This window comes from Paenibacillus sp. FSL R5-0378, assembly GCF_038009285.1.
In the GTDB taxonomy this organism is placed as follows: domain Bacteria; phylum Bacillota; class Bacilli; order Paenibacillales; family Paenibacillaceae; genus Paenibacillus_AQ; species Paenibacillus_AQ favisporus.
The window spans coordinates 6,638,078-6,659,913 of record NZ_JBBPAY010000001.1 but is presented as its reverse complement, the minus strand read 5'-3'; the positions used below and the strand labels follow the sequence as shown (position 1 = coordinate 6,659,913).

18 protein-coding genes are annotated in these 21,836 nt (G+C 54.5%); 15 read left to right on the top strand and 3 right to left on the bottom strand.

Annotated elements, in window-relative coordinates; all coding sequences use genetic code 11:
- The first annotated feature begins 393 nt into the window (after positions 1-393).
- The 5 genes from MKY74_RS30815 (at position 394) to MKY74_RS30795 (ending at position 4,501) form a co-directional block, all read left to right on the top strand.
- On the top strand, positions 394-876 hold the full coding sequence (locus MKY74_RS30815; RefSeq protein ID WP_076173523.1) for an SRPBCC family protein: 483 nt from the start codon (positions 394-396) through the stop codon (positions 874-876).
- A gap of 143 nt (positions 877-1,019) precedes the next feature.
- Positions 1,020-1,817, top strand: a complete 798-nt coding sequence (locus tag MKY74_RS30810) for an alpha/beta fold hydrolase (RefSeq protein ID WP_076173524.1) — start codon at positions 1,020-1,022, stop codon at positions 1,815-1,817.
- Positions 1,818-1,840: 23 nt separating this feature from the next.
- Entirely contained in the window at positions 1,841-2,296 is a 456-nt protein-coding gene (locus MKY74_RS30805; protein ID WP_076173525.1) for a YdeI/OmpD-associated family protein, read from the top strand.
- A gap of 27 nt (positions 2,297-2,323) precedes the next feature.
- Positions 2,324-3,127: a class I SAM-dependent methyltransferase gene (locus MKY74_RS30800; protein ID WP_076173526.1), complete on the top strand. Its 804-nt coding sequence runs from the start codon at positions 2,324-2,326 to the stop codon at positions 3,125-3,127.
- A gap of 357 nt (positions 3,128-3,484) precedes the next feature.
- Entirely contained in the window at positions 3,485-4,501 is a 1,017-nt protein-coding gene (locus MKY74_RS30795) for a phosphotransferase (protein WP_076173527.1), read from the top strand.
- A 160-nt stretch (positions 4,502-4,661) separates the two neighbouring features.
- Here MKY74_RS30795 and MKY74_RS30790 read toward each other — a convergent pair whose 3' ends face one another.
- The gene (locus tag MKY74_RS30790) at positions 4,662-5,303 is read right to left on the bottom strand and encodes an NADPH-dependent F420 reductase (RefSeq protein ID WP_076173528.1); all 642 of its coding nucleotides are present in this window, start codon (positions 5,301-5,303) and stop codon (positions 4,662-4,664) included.
- Positions 5,304-5,432: 129 nt separating this feature from the next.
- Between MKY74_RS30790 and MKY74_RS30785 the strand changes: the two genes are divergently transcribed.
- Positions 5,433-5,774, top strand: a complete 342-nt coding sequence (locus MKY74_RS30785; RefSeq protein ID WP_076173529.1) for a winged helix-turn-helix transcriptional regulator — start codon at positions 5,433-5,435, stop codon at positions 5,772-5,774.
- 123 nt (positions 5,775-5,897) lie between these two features.
- Here MKY74_RS30785 and MKY74_RS30780 read toward each other — a convergent pair whose 3' ends face one another.
- Positions 5,898-6,338, bottom strand: a complete 441-nt coding sequence (locus tag MKY74_RS30780) for a hypothetical protein (RefSeq protein ID WP_244169365.1) — start codon at positions 6,336-6,338, stop codon at positions 5,898-5,900.
- 652 nt (positions 6,339-6,990) lie between these two features.
- Here MKY74_RS30780 and MKY74_RS30775 point away from each other — a divergent pair.
- From MKY74_RS30775 to MKY74_RS30755, 5 genes are all read left to right on the top strand, one after another.
- Positions 6,991-7,470, top strand: a complete 480-nt coding sequence (locus MKY74_RS30775) for a DUF3995 domain-containing protein (RefSeq protein WP_244169366.1) — start codon at positions 6,991-6,993, stop codon at positions 7,468-7,470.
- Between the two features lie 164 nt (positions 7,471-7,634).
- The gene (locus tag MKY74_RS30770; protein WP_256992952.1) at positions 7,635-7,958 is read left to right on the top strand and encodes a DUF805 domain-containing protein; all 324 of its coding nucleotides are present in this window, start codon (positions 7,635-7,637) and stop codon (positions 7,956-7,958) included.
- Positions 7,959-8,291: 333 nt separating this feature from the next.
- The gene (locus MKY74_RS30765; protein WP_145950258.1) at positions 8,292-9,260 is read left to right on the top strand and encodes an ABC transporter permease; all 969 of its coding nucleotides are present in this window, start codon (positions 8,292-8,294) and stop codon (positions 9,258-9,260) included.
- Between the two features lie 15 nt (positions 9,261-9,275).
- Entirely contained in the window at positions 9,276-10,184 is a 909-nt protein-coding gene (locus MKY74_RS30760) for a carbohydrate ABC transporter permease (RefSeq protein ID WP_076173532.1), read from the top strand.
- Between the two features lie 50 nt (positions 10,185-10,234).
- Positions 10,235-11,842, top strand: coding sequence for an ABC transporter substrate-binding protein (locus MKY74_RS30755; RefSeq protein WP_076173533.1), 1,608 nt, complete (start codon positions 10,235-10,237; stop codon positions 11,840-11,842).
- A gap of 106 nt (positions 11,843-11,948) precedes the next feature.
- Here MKY74_RS30755 and MKY74_RS30750 read toward each other — a convergent pair whose 3' ends face one another.
- On the bottom strand, positions 11,949-14,249 hold the full coding sequence (locus MKY74_RS30750) for a helix-turn-helix domain-containing protein (protein WP_076173534.1): 2,301 nt from the start codon (positions 14,247-14,249) through the stop codon (positions 11,949-11,951).
- 186 nt (positions 14,250-14,435) lie between these two features.
- On the opposite strand from MKY74_RS30750, the gene MKY74_RS30745 reads away from it, so the two are divergent.
- The 4 genes from MKY74_RS30745 to MKY74_RS30730 all read left to right on the top strand — a co-directional run bounded on the left by MKY74_RS30745 (position 14,436) and on the right by MKY74_RS30730 (position 21,832).
- Positions 14,436-15,824 carry an alpha-L-fucosidase gene (locus tag MKY74_RS30745; RefSeq protein WP_076173535.1) on the top strand — a complete coding sequence of 463 codons (1,389 nt, stop codon included), beginning with the start codon at positions 14,436-14,438 and terminating at the stop codon, positions 15,822-15,824.
- An 83-nt stretch (positions 15,825-15,907) separates the two neighbouring features.
- Positions 15,908-17,194 carry an alpha-L-fucosidase gene (locus MKY74_RS30740; protein WP_076173536.1) on the top strand — a complete coding sequence of 429 codons (1,287 nt, stop codon included), beginning with the start codon at positions 15,908-15,910 and terminating at the stop codon, positions 17,192-17,194.
- A 184-nt stretch (positions 17,195-17,378) separates the two neighbouring features.
- On the top strand, positions 17,379-18,698 hold the full coding sequence (locus tag MKY74_RS30735; RefSeq protein ID WP_076173537.1) for a glycoside hydrolase family 125 protein: 1,320 nt from the start codon (positions 17,379-17,381) through the stop codon (positions 18,696-18,698).
- On the top strand, positions 18,695-21,832 hold the full coding sequence (locus MKY74_RS30730) for a beta-galactosidase (protein WP_076173538.1): 3,138 nt from the start codon (positions 18,695-18,697) through the stop codon (positions 21,830-21,832). The genes MKY74_RS30735 and MKY74_RS30730 overlap by 4 nt, the downstream gene beginning before the upstream one ends.
- Positions 21,833-21,836 lie beyond the last annotated feature (4 nt).

Genomic DNA, 21,836 nt, shown 5'->3' with positions numbered 1-21,836 from the left:
CGCACTTTCCGCATATTTTCTGTTCCGGAGCACACTTTGCCCCGCACTGATGACAATACACCCTGCTCCCCCCAGCATTCTTGTATCGATCCGGCTGCGGTAATTGAAAGCCGGTTCCATCAAAATATCTAGGTCTTCAGCGATTCTTCTGGTTCCATAGACCTAGATTACTAGTTTTTACTATACCATAATATGGATTGATGCGAGAAGAGGATTTTAATAGCTTGGAGTCAGCCCATCTTTTAACGGCTGTCGGGTGTCCGATTGCTTTTTTAGCTGGACGGGGTAAAAGCAATTCGCAAGAAATAACAACCTGATAGTTGTGCTACGATGACGTTAGCAAAACATGTGGGCTGATAGATCCATTTTTGTGAAATTGGAGGTTGGATACCCATGACCAATCATTCGAGTAACAAGAGAATCGACACTGCCTCGAGGACGATCCAAGCATCACCGCAAACGATTTATAATGCGTTCGTGGACCCTAAGGCTTTAGTAATGTGGCTTCCTCCGGAGGGGATGAAAGGCCGGATTTTCGAGTTCAACCCCGTGGCGGGCGGAACTTACCGGATGTCGCTGGCTTATTTAGAGAACGACGGCACAATGCAAGGGAAAACCTCTGACGATACAGACGTCGTCGAAGGAACGTTCCTGGAGCTCGTCCCGGACGAGCGTATTGTACAGGCTGTTGTATTCGAGTCAGATGATCCTCATTTTGCCGGAGAGATGATCATGACATGGACATTAGCAGCCGACCCGAAAGGCACGGTGGTTACGATCGTATGCGAGAACGTACCGGCAGGGATCCGCAAAGAAGATCACGACGTCGGTTTAAGGTCCACTTTGGAGAACCTGGCATTATATACGGAACAATAGTTCGTTTCGTTGAACGAGTCATAATCGGTTTGGTAAAAATTTATAGAAAAAAATCCATAAAAGATCGTGTATTTGTCGATTATGGTGAGCCGCGTTCGTTGTATTGGTAGAGGACAAAAAACGAAGCAAGGAGGCTTTGCCTTATGAGAACGGTCACTTCGAAAGACGGCACGAGCATTGCTTACGACAAGGTTGGAAGCGGCCCGCCGCTCCTGCTGGTCGATGGTGCGCTGTGCAGCCGGGGGAATGGCCCGAGCAGTGCCTTGGCAGCTGCATTGCAGCAGGATTTTACCGTGTATACCTATGACCGTAGAGGGCGTGGCGAAAGTGGAGATCATGCTATTTATGGAGTGGATCGCGAGATTGAGGACCTTTCTGCTGTGATTGAAGAAGCAGGAGAGGATGTATTTGTATACGGCGTATCCTCGGGGGCAGCGCTTGCCCTTGAAGCGGCAAATCAGCTTTCGTCGATAAAAAAACTGGCGTTATACGAAGCGCCTTTTGTTACGGACGGTAGCCGTGAAGCTGTGCCGGATGAGTACGCTGCACAAATGGATGAACTGATTAGAGCCAATCGCCGGGGTGCAGCAGTCAAGCTGTTTATGAGAAAAGGAGTCGGACTGCCGGCCCCGGTCGTGGCCATGATGCCGATGATGCCTGCCTGGTCCAAGCTTAAGTCGGTCGCCCATACGCTTCCTTATGACACCATACTGACGATCGGGCAGCAGAAAGGGAGTAAGGAGACGTTGAAAAAATGGTCGAGCGTCTCTGTCCCCACGCTTGTTGCCGTTGGCGGCAAGAGCCCGGAATGGATGCGAAATTCCATGAAGGAGCTTGCACAGGTTTTGCCGAATGCAACCCATCAAGTGCTTCCCGGTCAAACGCATATCGTGAAACCGGCCGCATTGGTACCTGTATTGGTCGACTACTTGAAGGGGTAAAAAAATATTGAGGAGGTTGCGATATGGTAACATTTACTGCCGACCTGCAGCTGCACGGAAAGACCGCAACAGGAATTGAGGTGCCGGAGGAAGTAATCAGAAGCTTAGGCTCTGGAAAAAAGCCTGCGGTTCGTGTTACGATCCGGGGGTACGCGTACCGAACTACGATTGGAGTAATGGGCGGACGATTTTTGATTCCGGTCAGCACGGAGCATCGGAAGAAAGCAAAGGTTGCCGCCGGCGACAAACTGGAGGTTCAGTTGGAGCTGGATACGGAACCGCGTGAACTAGCCGTGCCGGATGATTTCTTGTCCGCATTGTCGCATAACGGGGTGGCGAAGGCCGCTTTTGAGAGCATGTCTTATAGTAATCGACGGCGCCTTGTTCTGAGCATTCAGGATGCCAAGACACCGGAAACCAGACAGCGGCGAATAGAGAAAGCTTTGAACGAGCTCAATGATTTCGAAAGTAAAAAGTGACAGAAGCAGCGTATTAAGGAGGCAATCATGCACGCTAGACATGATTATAAAACATTGCGTCAAACCTTTGAGCAGGCGGCAGACCTGTACCAGCAGGCGCGGCCGGATTACCCGGAAGCATTGCTGGACGATCTGGTCCAGGCGGCAGATTTGCATCCGGGAGATCGTTTGCTGGAAATCGGTTGTGCGACAGGAAAGGCAACCCTCCCGTTAGCCAAACGAGGATTCAACATGACATGTGTGGAGCTTGGAGCGGATCTTGCGGAAGCAGCCCGCCGCAACCTCACCGGAATGGATGCCGAAATTATAACGGGAGGCTTCGAGGAGTGGCAGCCCGAGGCCGGGAAAAGGTTCGATTTGGTATTTGCCGCCACCGCGTGGAACTGGATTGATCCGAAGGTTCGGTATTCCAAGGCATGGCAGGTCCTGCGTCCCGGCGGACATTTGGCTTTTTGGAACGCCACTCACGTTTTTCCGGACAACGGGGATCTGTTCTTCCGTGAAATCCAAGACGTATACGATGAACTGGGCGAGGGCAAACCGAAAAACACCGACTGGCCAAAGCCGGGGGAACTGCAGGAGCAGCGGGAAGAGATCGGGCAAAGCGGCCTGTTTGAGGTCGTTCATGTTCGGCAGTTCGACTGGGAACGCATCTATCATGCGGAAGAATACATTAACCTTCTAAAAACGTTCTCCGACCACATTCTTATGGAGGAATGGAAGCGTGAGAAGCTCTTCAGCGAAATCCGGGTTCGCCTGAACAGCCGTCCGGACTCGTCGGTCCGCCGCCATTGGGGCGCTGTTCTTCATGTCGCCCGGCGTTTAGACTGAGCGGGAAGATAAATTTAACAAGCGGAATAATTGAAATGACAAAGCTCCGATTGGATACCGGGTTCAACAGGCCAATCGGAGCTTATTGTTTTTTTATTATGATTTATCCGGGTCACAGCTGTTTGATTTAAATCCGGATTCGCAAGGATCAGGTTTGAACTCCCTGAAAGCGGGACAGTTTGGTTATAGCCATTCCATACCTGAAGCTTATGGTAAAATTCAAGTATGAATGCGAGCCGACGGAGGGAGCCCATGTGGAATTACAGGAAATTAAGTTTTGAGGACGCTGAACTCATTAACGGGATGAACCCATCTGTTTTATAGTTTCCGAATACCCCCAAAAGGAGCTGTGCAAGCATGCATGAGAAATCGAGTATCTCCGAATTTCATAAATTGTGCCATGCGTTGAAGTTAGGCGAATTGCAATCGGACCCTGTACCGGTTACCGGTGGGCTGCTTCACAAAATGTACGCGGTGGAAACTGCGACAGGCAAATATGCCGTAAAGGCATTAAATCCGCAGATTATGACCAGACCAACTGCAGTGAACAACTACATCTTGTCTGAGCGGATTGCGAATTACGCGGCAAAATTCATTCCTGCGCTTCCCGCAAAGAAGTTTGACGGGGAGTCGCTGCAGCGATTAGAGGACAGGTATTATCTTGTTTGTGATTGGACCAGCGAAAACAGCCTGAAGCATGGTGAAATAGACACGACTCATTGCGAAAAAATGGGTGACATTCTAGCAAAGCTGCATCGGATCGACTTTTCTGCTCTAGGCATCGAAACTCCGCGATTCTCCAATTCTGCTCTAACGGATTGGAGCTTCTATTTGGAGAAAGGACAAGAAAACCATGCCGAGTGGACCGGTCAGCTGCTCGAAAGCATGGAACATTTACATCGGTGGAATGAAGCCGCCATCGAATCGGTGAACGGGCTTTCTTCTGAATGGGTGATTACGCATGGGGACTTGGACCCGAAAAACGTACTGTGGTCAGGTCATGAACCGATACTGATTGACTGGGAATCCGCCGGTTATAAAAATTCGTCGCTGGACTTACTGGAAACTGCGGTTTATTGGTCCGAAAGTGAGAAGGGTGAGATACAGAAGGAGAAGTTTTCAGCTTTTATACAAGGATATAAAACAGCTCAGGGGCGCATTTCATCCGATTGGAGGCTGATTCTGGCTGGTGGGTTATTGTCCAAACTGGAATGGCTGGAATATAGTCTGAAACGGTCTTTGTGGATCGAATGTACGGATGAAGAAGAACAGAAGACCGGAACAGAGCAGGTCTCCATAACCCTGGGTGCTATTAAGCATTATGCAGAATCCATCCCCAAGATGGAAGAATGGCTTGAATTGCAGAAGATATAGAGAAGCACAGGATATATTGATGCTGACTGGACAGCGGCTCGAGTTCGTTCCAATGCGCGTGCTGTCCAGTATTGGAGTCAAGTGATAAACGACATATCCTGTTGTTTTACCTGGATGCTCCGAACTTTCCACCATGTTTCCGAACGGATCGATGACGGATTTATCCACGTGTTAACAAGGCAAAAGCCGCACTCGGTGATGGCAGCTGCATTTCGCTGATGACGCAGGCAAGCATGATGGATTCCTGAAGGCGGCTTCGGCTGATATCCCCCAGATCAATAATCGTTGACCAGCCGAGGTCTTTCAACAGAGTCCTGACTTGCTCCTTGGACTCCAAGTTGTTGCCGGATATAAACATGACCGGTGAGCCTTCGCTAAAATGCGGGTGAACCATGATTTGATCGCTGACGATATTTAGTGTTTTAACGATAGAACTGTCAGGCAGCAGCTGTTGGACGATTTCCCCTGCAGATGTTTCGTTATGGAGCAAACGCGGCCCGCCGTCAAAGGATACGGCATTGCTGACGTCGATGACGGTTTTATTTTTTAAACAGGCAGGGTCGATGGATTCCAGCACGTCTTTCAAACCATTCCAGGGAAGCGCCAGAATCATCGTCTCTCCAAACCGGGCGGCTTCGTCAAAAGTGACCATTCCGACCGAACTACCGCTCTCTTTTTTCCAAGATGCGTGTTTCGGATGATCAGGTTCCCGGCTGCTCACGACAACGCGATGGCCCGACACCGCTAAACCTTTAGCTAACGCTTTACCTACATTTCCGGATCCCAAAATCCCGATTTTCATGTTCGCTTCCCCCCTCACGAGCCATTATAGAACTGGGTCCATGCCGGGAACAATAAGGCACTTTTTTGTATCCAGGCATGCGCACGCAGCTTGGTGTATAATGTTGGAAAAAAATAGGGAGGGAGTCCAATGCCTGTGCAGCTGAATGAGTGTCCGGTCGAGGTGGTCATATCCAGTCTAAGCGGGAGATGGAAGATACCGATATACCGGTATTTGTACAAAAACGACCAGCCCGTGCGTTACAGCGCATTGCAGCGCCATTTACCGTCCATCTCCAAGAAGGTACTGACGGAACAGCTCCGTGAGCTGGAGCGTGACAGCATTATTGAACGGAAATCATACCCGGAGCCCCGGCCCAGAGTGGAATATGCGCTGACTTCGGCGGGACGGTCTATGATTGAATTTCTGGATCAGATCAGCGAGTGGGGCGTGAAGCACATTCTATCAAAACAAGAAACTCAGCAAAGCTGATTTGGATCTTGATTGAAAACCGATGATCAAATATGCAACAAACGCCAAGAAATCGCTATGCTAGTAGCAAAGCGATTTCTTGCGCATATATTACTAATAATCTTGGAGCCGCCGCTAGGTTGTTTAGGCCGACGCCAATTTTTCAATGACGATCGAAGCGCTAGTCGTAGGCGTTCCGCCGCCTATGCTACCCTGAAGTGTTTGGGTACCCATATTATCGGTTCGGTTCAGAGTCAAGATGCCTCCCGCGGTTAATCGTGCTACGACTTGACCTTGATAAGGGTTATTGCCCGCACCGGAGCCATAATTACTGCAAGGAACCAGCGTGGCAGGCAGCGGTCCGGCGGCATCCGGATCGAAGAACAGGCCGAATGCGCTGTTTCCGGGAGTCGGGAATACTTCCCAGCTGATGTTATAGAAACCGGTTTCCAGGATATTGACGGTGGAAGGGCTGGTAAAAGAAGTGGCCGTTCCGTTAATGACGGAGTTATTAAAAGTGACGGCGCCGCCTTGGCCACCGGGAGTAGGGGCTGCGGCTACGGTTTGATCGACCGTGCTGCACAAGAATGCAAACGATGCGATGCCCCCGGCTGGACCGGCAGGACCTTGAGGACCGGCAGGGCCTTGTGCTCCTGCAGGACCTTGAGGACCGGTAGCACCCTGTAGTCCTGGAATGCCTTGTGCTCCAGGAAGACCTTGTGGTCCCGGGAGACCTTGTGCTCCTGCAGGACCTTGAGGACCGGCCGGAGCATTTACTTTAATTTTCGGTGGAGGACAGTTTACCTTTACGATCTTTTTAATGACGCGGTGTTTCTTATTTCTATGGTGGTGAAAAACAATTTTACCTCTGCAATGCTTTCTTGGACAATGCAATGATATACACCTCCTGTCGATTTGTCTACAGAGTATGGGTTTGCTTCACATTTGGCATGGACTGATAACTATCATTTGCTAGACTAACGGCTATATTTTGAGAAAACGGGCATATGCGGGGTATTTCTTGGGACAAGCGGTTTGTCTGCCAATCCATAGGAATAAATTGATAGATTGGTTTACATATTCGATATTTTCAGAAGGCGATGCTATTTTGACGCATTATTAAAAGATGGAGAGAGATAGACAATTGAGAGCACAAATGGGCAAAATGGATACTGCATAGCTCAAAAAGTGCCCGGACTTAGGCAGGAGTGCGATGACTATTAAGGGAAGGCAAAGGATGGGAATGATCCAACATAAAGAAGTGTATATCTTTACGGGGTTTATCTGGTGCCTTCTGTTTGCGATCATCAGCTTTTACTGGGCAGGCGGAGGCATGATTGGCGTAAATACATTAGGAGGGTTCATCTATAATCAAGCCATAGAAAGAGAAGCATCGTTCATAGCCATGGTCTGGCTTACTGGATTCGTGAAATTGTGCGGCGGTTTATTTTTGCTGCTGCTTCTAAGGCCATGGTCGAGCATGACGAACCGGGTTTTATATGTTTTAGGGCTACTAGCGGGGATTTTGCTATTCTTATACGGCCTGACCAACGTTGTTTCTCTTATTTTTGCCTGCATAGGGCTGCTGTCCCTGCAGATTGACGATTTTGCGCTCAGGTGGAGGCTCTTTTTTTGGGAGCCATTTTGGATGCTGGGAGGAGCGTTATTTATCCTTGCTGCACTCAAGTTTAAAAGGGAGGCCAAATCAAAATCATGATCCTTTTGTAAAGCAGCCGACTTCTCAGCAGTCGGCCGCTTTTTTTCATTTCTGAAATTTCATGGAAAAATTTGATGGTATCTGCTGTGTTCTATTTCATGCTAAACTCAATCGGATTCAATATAGGATAGGGGAAGTTTAGAATGGAATAGTATTTAAAAGCATTGAAAAATTACGCAGGATTTCAGGGGAGGGCGTCCAAAAAGGAATATTGGATGTTTATGCTGTATGAAGGAGTAATCTACATCGTGCTTTCCGTCGTCGAGGAAATCGTGGGGCTGTCTTACATATTATCCGGGATCTATTTTGCAGCTACCTTCTTGCCGGCTTTGGCGGTTGCATGCCGCAGACTCCACGATACGGGAAGAAGCGGTTGGTGGAACTTGATCGCCCTGATACCGATCGTGGGTATCGTTATTTTTGTTGTGCAAACCTGTCAGGCAAGTCAGGAGACGGATAACCAATATGGCCCCCAGCCCGTGAAGTAATGTTTGGGAAGGCGGGCGAGACATAAGGATCACATCACAAGAGGAAGGCTGCCGGCCGATTGAGCCGGGAGTCTTTTTTGCTCGGTTGGTCAATTTTGATATGCCGCCCTTATCACGCCGGATCACTCAAAAATGACACATTGTCCGCTTGTCCAAGCCGCTTGTCATCAGGCCGCAGGCACCTTGTCACCGGGGCTTAGGGGCAGTAGCTAAAATGACATATTTACGTGCACCGCTCCCTGGGCTATCGTAAAAATGTAAGCGTTAGCACACCTGACATACTGTGGCAACGATGGGTGGAGCACAAACCATTTATCAGGAAGGGGTGATCCTATGCAGGAAACCAATACGGCGTTTGCCGGCCGCCCGGCGGCGGCCATGCCGACAAAGAGAAAAGGCAAAGGTTTATGGAAGCGCATCATTATGAACTGGGAGCTGTACCTGTTTATTGCGCCGGCCTTTTTGTACTTTCTTATTTTCTGTTACGGGCCGATGTACGGTATCCAGATCGCGTTCAAGAACTTCATTCCGACAAAAGGAATCACGGGAAGCCCGTGGGTCGGCTTCGACCACTTCGTCCGCTTCTTTCATTCCTACTACTTCTGGGATCTACTCTGGAACACGCTGAGCATCAGCTTGTACTCGCTGGCCATCGGGTTTCCGATCCCGATCATTCTGGCGCTGGCCTTCAACGAAGTCCGAAACGGCTTCTTCAAGAAGCTGTCCCAGACGGTGACGTACGCGCCGCACTTCATTTCCATGGTCGTTATGGCCGGGATGATTATCACGTTCCTTTCGCCGTCGACGGGGATCGTCACCCACATGATCGAGGGGCTGGGACTGAAAGCGCCGGACTTCCTCACCGACCCGCGCTGGTTTAAGACGATGTACGTCTTCTCGGACGTGTGGCAGAGCGCCGGCTGGGGCACGATCATCTATCTCGCCGCGCTCTCGGGCGTTGATCCGGGGCTGCATGAGGCGGCGATTATCGACGGGGCCTCGCGCTTCCAGCGCGTGCGTCACATCAACATCCCGGTGCTGATCCCGACGATGACCATCCTGCTCATCCTGAATATGGGCAGCCTGCTCGGGGTCGGCTTTGAGAAAATCCTGCTGCTGCAAAACCCGCTCAACATGAGCTCGTCGGACGTCATTTCCACCTTCGTCTACCGCTCGGGTCTGGTGGATGCGCAGTACAGCTTCTCGACCGCCATCGGCCTGTTCAACTCGGTCATCAATGCGGTATTGCTCATCGTCGTCAATCAGATCGTCCGCCGTACGAGCGAGAACAGTTTGTGGTAGAGAGGAGGGGCTTCGATGTTATCCGGAGTCAGAGAAACCCGGCGGGATAAAGTTTTTCTCGCCTTCAATTACCTGTATGTGTTTCTGGCGTTTCTAATCGTGTTCTACCCGCTGGTGTACATGGTCAGCGCCTCCATCAGCGACCCGAAAGCGGTCGGGTCGGGGGAGATGTGGCTGTGGCCGAAAGGCATTACGTTTGACGGCTACAAGCGGGTGTTCGAGAACACAAGCATCTGGACGGGGTACGGCAACACAATTCTGTACACCGTGGTCGGGACCGCGATCAACCTGCTCGTGACGCTGCCGGCGGCGTATGCGCTGAGCCGCAAGGACTTTGTCGGCCGCAACTTCTTTATGGGCATGTTCATGGTCACGATGTTTTTCGGGGGCGGCCTGGTGCCGACGTACCTCCTGGTGAAGCAGTTGGGCATGGTCAACACAATGTGGGCGATCGTCATTCCGTCGGCCGCGTCGATCTGGAATATCATCGTCTCGCGGACGTTCTTCCAGAGCTCGATTCCAAAAGAGCTGCAGGAAGCGGCGCAGATCGACGGGTGTACGAACATGCGGCTGTTCGTGAAGATTATCCTGCCGCTGTCGATGCCGATCATCGCGGTCATGGCCCTGTTCTACGGGGTGGGCAACTGGAACAGCTACTTCTCGGCGCTCATTTACCTGAACGACTCGGCGAAATACCCGCTGCAGCTGGTGCTGCGCCAGATTCTGGTGCTGCAGGAAATGGCCGCGCAGGGCGGAGGAGCGATCGACGCCTCCACGGCGGCCGCGATGAACAACAAGGCGGAAATTGCCGCTCTGGTGAAGTATTCCGTGATTATCGTCGCCACGATTCCGGTGATTGTCATTTATCCATTTCTCCAGCGTTACTTTGTGCAAGGTGTTATGATTGGTTCCGTAAAGGGCTGATCCTGCCTGCTTAGAATCGACATCAAGTCAAAAAGGGGAGTTTATAAAACATGAAAAAGCTTCGCAAGGCGTCATCCATTCTGCTCTGCCTCACCGTATCCGCCAGCCTGCTGGCAGCCTGCGGTTCCAACGGCGACGGGGGTTCCTCCTCAGCTGCCGGATCTGCGGCCGAAGGGGTTAAAAAAGAAGGCTTTCCGATCGTAGACAAGCCGCTCACGCTAAAAGTGATGTCCCAGGACGCGGGCGTGGCCGACTGGAACAAAATGCCCGTACTGCAAGAAATGGAGAAATTGACGGGCATCCACCTGGAATACCAGCTTTCGCCGATCGACAGCTTTGAAACGAAAAAGAACCTCGTATTCGCGAGCGGCGACTTGCCGGATATATTTTATGCGGCGGATTTGAAACCGGCGGAGCAGGTGACATACGGAAGTCAGGGCGTTCTGATCCCGCTCGAAAAGTATATCGACGAAGGCTATGCGCCGAACATCAAGAAAATTTTCGACGAGCATCCGGATATCCGCAAGTCGTTTACGACGCCTGACGGGCATATCTACGCACTCCCGAACATCGATCTGTCGGCGGTATGGTACCGCAGCCCGATGTGGTATAACGGCAAGTTCCTGAAGGCGCTGAACGTAACCGAGCTGCCGAAGACAACCGACGAGCTGTACACGCTGCTGAAACGCTTCAAAGACGAAGATCCGAACGGCAACGGCAAAAAGGATGAAATTCCGCTGACCTCGGTCAAGCTGGACGACCTGCGCATGTATTTCCTCGGCTTCTGGGGCATCTATGACGAAGTCATTTACGCCGACAAGGACGGAAAAGTGCACTATACGCCGCAAGAAGAGGGTTATAAGGGCTACCTGACCTTCATGAATAAACTGTGGAAGGAAGACCTTCTGGATCACGAGACGTTCTCGCAGACGCCGGATCAGAAGAAGGCCAAGGGGCAAAACAACCAGATCGGCGTGTTCAACGACTATTTCCCTTACTTCACGCTGGGCGGCGAGCCAAGCTCGGACAACCCGCTCATGACGCCGGTCGCCAGCGAAATTCCGGGAACGCCAGTCTACGGCAAGCATCCGGGCATTTCGGCCAACGGCACGTTTGCGATTACGAGCAAGGACCCGAATCCGGAAGCGACGATGCGCTGGATCGATTACCAATACGGTTATGACGGAGCGACGCTGTTCAGTCAGGGACCGGAAAATACGCTGTGGAAATACAAAGATAAAGAAGCCCATGAGAAAGAATGGCTGCCGGTACCGGGCGGCGGCGACCGTGAGGAATATCGCGGCACACTGACGCCGAACTACGGCATTCTCGCACCGGGCATGAATTCTGCGGAATTGACCAAAGGGCTGAAGAGTGACTTCGACCGCTTCATCGACAAGGAAAATGCGGAGAAGCTGATGCCGATCGGCAAAACGCCGTTCCCGAACGTCTATTTGACCAATGAAGAGCAGACGGAAGCAACGGCACTGTTGTCCGACCTGAACACCTATGTCAAGCAGATGGAAGCGAAGTTTGTGACCGGCCAGGAACCGCTCTCGAACTGGGGCAAATATGCAGCGCAAATCAAAAAAATGGGAGGCGACCGGATCGCCGAGCTGTACCAGGGCGCTTACGACCGCTGGAACTCGGGCAAGTAACCGGATCATCCGCACCATGCAAAAGCAAATAGCCAACATCGCCCTGCTGCGCAAGCGGCAGGGGAGTTGGCTATTGCTTTAAGAAGAAGCGGGAAGAGGCGCAGCCTCATTCCTCGTCCGGATCGGAAGAAGCGGGAGGCTGGCCGGTTTCGGAGAACAGCTTCCGGTACTGCCCCGGCGTATAGCCGGTCTCCTTCTTGAACTTCCGCGTGAAGTTCGGGGTGTCCTGGTAGCCGACCCGCAGAATGATGTCCTTGAGCGGATCGCTGGTCGTCCGCAGTTGATGAATCACTTCTTCGAGGCGTTTCTGCCAGACATACTGGATGAAGTTCAGCCCCATCTTTTCCTTGAACGACCGGCTGACGTGAGACGGCGAGATGTCGAATTCAAAAGCGACGCTCTCCAGGCTCAGCGTATGGTCGGTGTAATGCCCGTCGATGTAAGCGACGATCCGGTCGATCATCGACTGCTCTTCCTTCTGGTTATTCCGCTCGACCTGGCTGCAGACCCGGGAAGCGAGGCTGAGCAGGCCGCGTTCGACTTCCTCGAGCGAGCTGCTGTACACCATGCCTGGAGGCACGTCCTGCAGCACGCTGTGGATACCGAGCTCGGATGCGGTCTTGAGGATCGTGTTGAGCAGGTCGAAGCAGACGCAGCGCATCAGCATCGCCGATACCTCGGTCGCCTGCAGGTCCTGCACCGACAAGGAGATAATTTGGGCGGCAACGTCGTAGCTGCCCTGCTTCAAGCTCTGGGACAGCTTCATCAGCGTGTTGTTCGGCACCCAGGCCGTATGGTCCGGCGTGTAGGACAGCTTCTCGAAATACGTGACGCTGCCTTGGCCGGTGGTCGCCCGCAGCTCGAAAGCCGAGCAGGCTTCGATGAAGGACTGGTTCAGCTGGTCCGGGCTCGGATAGCTGGTGCCGACGCCGATCATCGGAAAGACGTCGAAGGATTCGAGCAGACAGCCGCGGACCGCCTCAACGATCTGGTGCATCCGGTTGAACTCCTCGGCGCCTTCTTCCGGATCGTAGCAGATGATGAGCCCCAGCTGGTCCAGCTGCGGAAGCTCCACGCCATAGCCGAGAGCTGCCAGCTCAGGGAATTCGATCTGGGTCAGCAGCCGGATCATTTCGGTGCGGTCCTGCCGGTCGCTTTTCTCCTGCTCTGCCGGCTCCGACCCGATGACCATCACAAAGTACCGTGACCGGTCAAAATGAAGGTCGAACGCCTCCCGCAGCTCCGGCGACAGGCTCTGGGCGCTGCCGTACTTCAGCAGCATCGACAGGAAGTGGTTGCGGGCGAACGGCTCCTGCAAATCGATCCGCGAGCTGTATTCCTGCAGCGCGGTGCGGATCCGGTCCAGCTCGTTGCCGGACGGCGTCTTGCCGCTCTGCGGCCGCTTGGCCGGGGAGTTGGTGGAGGCAAACTCCACGAGCATCGAGATCGGCTGGTACTGCATGCGGGCAAGGAGCAGCGCGATGGCCGCGCCGACTAGGACGACAATGATGAACAGCATGATGATAAAGCTCCGCACATGCAGAACGCTGCTGAAAAATTGTGAGCTCGGCATGGCGGTAACGTAGGTCCAGCCGTTATTGTCGGATTTGACCGAGACGATGGAATGCGCCTTGCCGTTAATGGTCCGTTCGTGAATGCCAGGGGACAGATTGATCAGCGACTTGGCCTCGCTTCCGGTGAGCGCTTCGCCTTGACGGTTGTCCACCAGAATGCGGCCTTCGTTATCGAGAATATACGTCAGCCCCTGATAGCTGCCGAGAATGGAATCGATCAGGCTGGTAAGCTCGGATTCCCGGATCAAATACATGACCGTTCCGTGCGGCGTCGGACTGTTGGGCGTAATCGGAATCAGGTACGCAAGCATCGTTTCTTTTAAACCGGAAGCGTTGCTGACCGTATCGGCGGGACGCATCTCCGGATACTGGCCCTCATTGAGATCCTTGAACATCCGGCTCTTGTCCCAGCTCTGGAAGCTGAACTTTTTGGCGAATACATCAAGATTGTACAGGCCGTTGCTGGAATAGATTTTCTCATCTTTATGAAAATAGAGGAAAATTTCGCCGATGATCGAGCTGGTTGCCTTGTACTGATCCAGTGCCTGAATGGCGTCTCCGCTCGTCAGCGGGTCATGGACCCGGTATTTCGTCAGCCTCTCGTCATAGGAGACACGGGAAGCGATTTCGCTGAGCTCCTTCATCCGCCCGTCAATGATCACTTTAGTCTGGGTCAGCTGATCCAGCCGGGAGTGCTCGATCTCGGAGCGGAGATTCGTCACAGCGTTTTCATAAATAAAGATCGTCATGAGGATCAAGGGAATCAACAAGATAAACAAATAGGACCAGATATATTTCAAAAACAGCTTGGACTTGAAGTAATTTTTCTTCAACAATTCTGCCTCCCGTTAACCGTAATGCGTCTGATCAAGTTCCATGATACCAATATTTCGGGCTTTTGGACATAGAGAGAAAAACGAACGAAGTCGAAATATGGAGAATTTTGTTGATAGGAAGGCGCGGTTTAGCGGCGGGCAGCTCAATCTAAGATAAAAATCCGAATCAATGGAGGGTGTAAGATGAGCGAAATCAAGCAGGTCCAGGAAGAACAGGAGTCCGTCGTCGTGGAAGGCGTCCACAATTACAGCAGTGAAGAACATTGGGTGAAACCCGAGGATCCGCTGCTGCTGGAGCGTCTGGAGTGGTTCAAGGACCAGAAACTGGGCCTGATGATGCACTGGGGGCCTTATTCCCAGCTCGGATTGGTGGAATCCTGGGCGCTGAGCGACGTGGATGAGGAATGGTCCAGAAACGAAATCGACTGGGACATCGATGCGGAGGAGCTGAAACGCGAGTATTTTGCCTTGAACAAAACGTTCAACCCGCTCCGTTTCCAGCCGGAGCTGTGGGCGGATCTGGCCGCCGAGAACGGCTTTAAATATTTAAACTTTACGACCAAGCACCATGACGGGTTCTGCATGTGGGACACGAAGACGACCGACTACCGTATCACCGGGCCGGACTGCCCGTTCCATACGCACAAATACGCGGATATCACCAAGCAGCTGTTTAACGCTTTCCGGGAAAAAGGGCTCGGCATCTCCGCCTACTTCTCCAAGGCGGACTGGCACACCCCGTATTACTGGGCTCCCGGGATGAAGCCGGGAACAACGACATCCCGCGGACCAACCTACGATCCGAAGGAATATCCGTGGCTGTGGGAGCAGTTCGTCCAGTTCACGCATGAACAGATCATGGAGCTCATGACGAATTACGGCCGAATCGACGTGCTGTGGCTGGATGCCGGCTGGGTCAACGATTATCGGGATCAAAACATCCGTCTGGGCGAAGTAGTTGAGCGGGCACGGAAAATTCAGCCTTGGCTGCTGTCGGCGGACCGCACGGTAGGCGGACCTTACGAAAACTTGATCACGCCGGAACAGACGCTGCCCGAACGCGCGCTGAGCGTACCTTGGGAGAGCTGCATCACGATGGGATCGGCCTTCTCCTTCCGCTATGAGGACGACTACAAGACGGTCCGGCAGCTGATCCATCTGCTGGTTGAAGTTGTTGCTAAGGGCGGCAATTTGGCGCTGAATGTGGGACCACAGCCGGACGGACGGATTTCCAAAACGGCCATCTCCCGCATCAAGGGCATGGGCGCATGGCTGAAGGTTCACGGCGAAGCCATTTATGGCACGCGCATTTGCGAGCCGTATTCGGTCGGCCGGGTGCAGTTCACCCAAAAAGGTGACACGACTTACGCCTTTTACCTGTACCGGGACGAGCACGAAGAGGTGCCAGCGGAGCTGCCGCTGCCGCTGCAGCAGCCGTTCAGCCGGATCGATCTCGTCGGCGGAGCGGACAACCTGGAATTCCGGCGCACGGATGACGGCGTTGCCATCCGCCTTCCGGAGAAGGAACGCGAAGGGCTGGCGCCGATCGCGCACGTGTTCCGCATCCGCTAAGACAGCGGGCAGGCGCGGCATAAGAATATAGATCCAAACACCGCCTATAAACAACCGAATACAACGCGAAAGGTGCGACCGATATGCAACCATGGTTTGAAAACGCAAAGCTGGGGATTTTTATCCACTACGGCATTTATGCCGTCGACGGAGTGGCTGAGTCCTGGTCATTTTACAACGGACACATTCCCTATGAACAATACATGAAGCAACTGGACGGATTTACGGCGTCGAAATTCGATGCTGAAGCGTGGGCAGACTTGATCGAAAAGTCCGGCGCCAAATATGCGGTGCTGACAACGAAGCACCATGACGGGGTAGCGCTCTGGGACACGAAGTACAGCGATCTGAACGTCATTCAGAAAACGCCGGCCAAGCGGGATATCGTTAAGGAGTACGCGGAGGCCATCCAGAAGCGCGGGATCCATCTGGGCATGTACTATTCCTTGATCGACTGGTCCCATCCCGACTATTCGAGTGTCTATGAAGGGGGCAAGGTGCCGGAGGATTTGAGCACGGCCAACCGCTTCTCGAGCCCTCAAGACGGCATTCAGGACGAAGAGCGCTGGCAGAAGTTCCTCGAGTTTAACAACAACCAGCTGCGGGAAATTTTGACGAATTACGGCAAGGTCGATCTGCTATGGTTCGACGGGGACTGGGAGCGCAGCGCCGAGCAGTGGAACCTGCCGGCCTTTAAGGAATATTTGCACACGCTGAATCCGGACATCATCATCAATTCCCGCCTGCAGGGCCACGGCGATTACAAAACGCCGGAGCAGGGCATTCCGATCACGAGACCGGAGGGGCCATGGGAGTTCTGCACGACGATCAACACGTCCTGGGGCTACGTGCCGACAGATAACAAATACAAGTCGCTGAACCAGATCATCCGCATGTTCTGTGACTGCATTTCGATGGGCGGCAACATGCTGCTCGATATCGGACCGCGGGAAGACGGCACGATCGACAAGCGGCAGGAAGATATTTTGCTCGGATTGGGCGATTGGATCCGCACTCACGAAGAGGCGGTGTTCGGCACGGAAGAAGGCATCATGACCCGTTATTACCTCGGAGGCAGCACGGTGTCCAAGGATCGCAAGACGCTGTACCTGTTTGTCTATGACGATCCGAAGGAAAACGTCTGCCTCAAAGGGCTGTGCAACCCGATCAAAAAGATCACCGTGCTCCACTCGGGCAAAGAGCTTTCGCATGAAATTCACGGCGGGGTGCCGTGGTTCAACATCCCGGGAACGACATGGATTCACATGACCCCGGAGGACACCCATGAGCAGGTAACGGTGCTGAAGCTGGAGTTCGACGAAGAGCTGGAAATGTACGGCGGATCCGGCGCCGTCGTAACCCATAACTGACGGATGGACGGGACGCTATAAGCGGACGATCACGGGGAGGAACGCCTTGCACTTTTCACGGCGGGGCCTCCCCCTCTTTCGGGTAAACGGACAGGATTCGGGGGCCAAAGGTAATCAAGGCTTAGCTGCATCGTCTTAGGATCAGCCCGGAGCATATGACCATGTATACAAAAGGAGATCAAGAATGGAACAATTCAGATTGCCACAAATCAACATGCCGCGGATGGAACTTCCGGCTTCCATTCGGAACGTGCTGACCGAAGCGGAAGAGAAGCTGTCGCACCGGCCCAAGCTGCTGCAGCTGTTCAAGAACTGTTTTCCGAACACGCTGGAAACGACCACGAAGCTGATGGATGACGGAACCACCTTTGTCATTACCGGGGATATTCCCGCGTCCTGGCTCCGTGATTCCGTGGAACAGGTCATGCATTACGTGCCTTTCGCCAAAGAGGATGCCGCGCTGCAGCGGATGATCGGCGGGCTGGTCAAGCGGCATATCCAGTACATACATATCGACCCGTACGCGAACGCGTTTAACGAGTCGGCAAACGACTGGCACTGGAACAAAGCCGACGTGACCGATATGGGCCCTTGGGTGTGGGAGCGCAAGTTCGAGATCGACTCCCTGTGCTTCTCCATGCGGCTCGCCTATGCGTACTGGAAGGAAACCGGGCTGACGGACATTTTCGACGCCGGATTCAAATCGGCGATGCGGATCATTTACGAGCTGTTCCGGACCGAGCAGCGTCATATGGAACAGTCGCCGTACCGTTTTATGCGCAATAACGGCATCCGGCAGGATAGTCTGGCAAACGGAGGGCTCGGCATGCCGGTCAACTATACGGGCATGGTCTGGTCCGGCTTCCGCTCCAGCGACGACGCGTGCGACTTTCATTACAACATTCCGGGCAACATGTTCGCCGTGGTTGCGCTCCGCCACATGCAGGAGTTCGCCGAATGGGTGTTCCGCGATACGGGCTTCCTGCAGGAGCTGAAGGCGCTTGAGGAAGATATCCATCATGGCATCCAGCTCTACGGCATCTACCGCCATCCGGAATTCGGACCGATTTACGCGTACGAGACCGACGGGTTCGGCAACTACTGCCTGATGGACGACGCGGGTACTCCGGGACTGCTGTCTATTCCTTATCTGGGCTATGTCACAGCCGATGATCCGATCTATCAAAACACAAGACTCTTTGCGCTGTCCAAAGCCAATCCGTTCTACTTCGAAGGCCGGGCGGCAAAGGGCATCGGCAGCCCGCATACGCCGGAAGGCTATGTGTGGCATATGGCTTTGTCCATGCAGGGACTGACAGCGGTCACGAAGGAAGAAAAGCTGGAGATGATTGCGACGCTGGAGGCGACGGACGCGGGAACGGGCTATATGCATGAGGGATTCCTTGCCGACGATCCAGCCGTATATACGAGATCGTGGTTTGCCTGGTCGAACAGCCTCTTCTCGCAGCTGGTTTATCAAGCGATGAAAGAAGGGATTCTATGAGCCGGCCGGTCATCATTTTCTATGATTCGGCGTTTCCGGGCGCATCACTTCCACCAGCCGAGCAGCTTGAAGAGCTGCGGCAGATCGGTAAAGTGGCCGACGCCAAAGGTCTTGCCGAAGCGCTGCGGACTGCTGAGGGAGGATGCTTCGTAAACCTGCATGCGCCGTATTTTCCGAAAGACGCATGGGCGGACATTGCGGCGTTTCTAAGACGCGGCGGCGGCCTCGTCAGCGCCGGCGGGGCTCCGTTCCGCCGGCCGGTCCGGCTTGAGGAAGGGGCATGGAAGGCGGAGGCGGAGCAGACCGCTTACCACCGGGAGCTGTACATTCATGAAATGCTGCATGTGGACGCCGGACCGGTCGCGAGCCTGCGGGCTTCGGAGCAGATCCCGCTTCTGGCCGGACAGGAGCAGCTGTTTGGCATCAGCGACACGCTGAACCTGGTGCCGCACACGACCCGGAACGCCGATCTGCCGCACCAGATGGGCTCCGCGGGTACGATGAGCACGCAGGTGCATGCGCTGCTGACCGGCATATCCGCCGACGGCCGCGAGGTAGCCGCCCCGGTAGTGCTGTGGGAGAACTCGCGCGGTGATTTTGCCGGTTCACGCTGGCTGTTCGTGAACGTGCCGCTCACCTCCGCGTTCTGGAATCAGGGCGGAGCAGAGGCGCTGGGCACCTGGGCAGAGTTTGCCTCGCGTCCGGTCACCGAGCTGTCGCTAAAGACCAATTACGCTGCTTATGAGCCGGGCGATCACGCGGTCTTGACGCTGCAAACGCAGCGGATCTTTCCGAAGCGGGCCGCGATTCGGGATGCCGAGCGATGGACGTTTGTCCTTACGGTAGAGGAGGACGAAGGGGATCAGAAGTGGGAGCATCGGTTCACAACGGGCGTTACAGGCGAGCTGGACTTCGTCCGGATTTCCGTGCCGCTTGCGCTTCGCGCCGGGCTGTACCGGGTGGAATGCACCGCTGCGTCGGGAGACGGCGAAGTGCGGGTGCTGCGTCAAGGCTTCTGGGGGCATGACGCACAGCTGCTTCAAGAAGGAAGCCTCTTGACCCACGAGCGGGACTATTTTCTCAAGGACGGCCGGCCGCTGCCGATTGTCGGCATGACGTATATGGCGTCCGATGTGGCCCGGAAGTTCCTGTTCCTGCCGAACAGCGACGTGTGGGACCGGGACATGGCCCAAATGGCGGCGGCCGGCATCAATTGGATCCGCACCGGGGTGTGGACCGCCTACCGCAACATCATGCAGGTCGACGGCCACGCCTCGGAGGAGGTGCTGCGGGCGATCGACGCCTTTATCCTGACGGCGAAGAAGCATGGACTTCACGTCACGTTCACCTTCTTCTCCTTCACGCCGGAGACGTGGGAAGGGGTTAATCCTTATCTGGATCCGCAGAGCGTGGAGGCCCAGAAGCGGTATATCCGCTCCATCGTCTCCCGTCACCGTCACACGACGAACGTGGACTGGGACCTGATCAACGAACCGTCGATGTTTGACCCGGCGCGTATTTTTTCAGCCGGGCCGCGCTCTGCGCATGACCGCTATGAACGGGCCGCCTTTGCGGAGTGGCTGGAGCGGCGCCACGGCCAAATCGGGCAGCTGCAGGAGCGGTGGAGTATGACGCCGGAGCAGCTGCCGAGCTTTGCGGCCGCCGCGATTCCGGAGCCGCAGGAGATCAACTTCGACGTGCAGGATATGCATTCAGGCAAGAAGGGGACGCGCTGGCTGGATTACTGCCTGTTCTCCATGGACATGCATAACCGCTGGGCCCTGCAGCTGTATGACACGATCAAGGAGCTGTGTCCGGATCAGCTGGTCACTGTCGGCCAGGACGAGGCGCTCGGCTCGCAGCGGCCGTCGCCGTTCTTTTACCGCGAGGCAGCAGACTATACGACGGTGCATTCATGGTGGCAGAACGACGATCTGGTCTGGGACGGGATTTTTGCCAAGACGGCCGACAAGCCGAATGTCGTTCAGGAGACGGGGATCATGTACGTCGAGACGGCCGAAGGGCTGGCCAAGCGAAGCGAGCGGGAGCTGCGCAGCATGCTGGAGCGCAAGTACGCTTATGCGTTCTCGACGGGCGGTGCGGGAGCGATCCACTGGATCTGGAACACGAACTTCTATATGGATAATGCGAACGAATCGCATATCGGTGCCCTGCGGGCCGACGGCACGGAGAAGCCGGAGGCGGACGTCTCGTACGAGTTCGGCCGGTTTATGGCGGGGATCCGCGACCTGTTCCGGGACCGTGAACTGGAGGATATCGCGGCGGTGTTCCCATACTCGAACGACTTCTCGAACCGGAAGTTTGCGAATGAGGCGACGCGCCTGATGACGCGCGTGCTGTCCTATCAGCTGAAGCTGCCGCTGCGGGCCGTGTCCGAATACGACCTGGAGCCGCTGGCGGAGCATCCGGCCAAGCTGATTCTGCTGCCAAGCCCGCACAATATCGAGGACGCGGCATGGGCGAGGCTGCTTGAGATCGTCCGGAGCACGGGAGCGGTGCTGCTCGTGACCGGGCCGCTCTCGATCGACGCGTACTGGCGGCGGACGGAGCGGGCGGCGGATCTGCTAGGCGCTACGGAGATCCGCAACGTACGGCGAGAGGAGACGCTGAGCCTTCAGGGCAAGCGGCTGCCGGTTTCCTTCGGGAAGCGGCGCATCGCTGAGGTGAACAAAGAGGTGCTGGCGTCGGGCGACGGCCAGGCCGGTTCGGGAACGCCTGCTGCCGACGCGGTGACCGACATCCCGCTGGGCGCGGGCAGATTGATCTGGAGCCCGCTGCCGGTTGAGCTGAACGAACGGATTGACACCACGGCCGAGCTGTACCGCTATGCGGCGGAGGCGGCCGGCTGCGCCAGCGGCCTGACCTGGCTGCAGGGCGGGGACAACCCGGGGATTTACGGGCGCAGACTGCGGTTTTCCGAAGGCTTTTTATACATTTTCGTATCGGAATATGCGTGGAATGCCCAGATTGAAGTGCAGGACGACGATACCGGAGCCGTCTATGCGTTCGAGCTGGAGCAGGAGCGGTCGGTGCTGTTTGCGGCCGATGCGGAAGGACGAATACAGGCGGTGTACCGCCCGCACGAGGTTCAGATTCAAGTCAAGAAAAGCTAGGAGG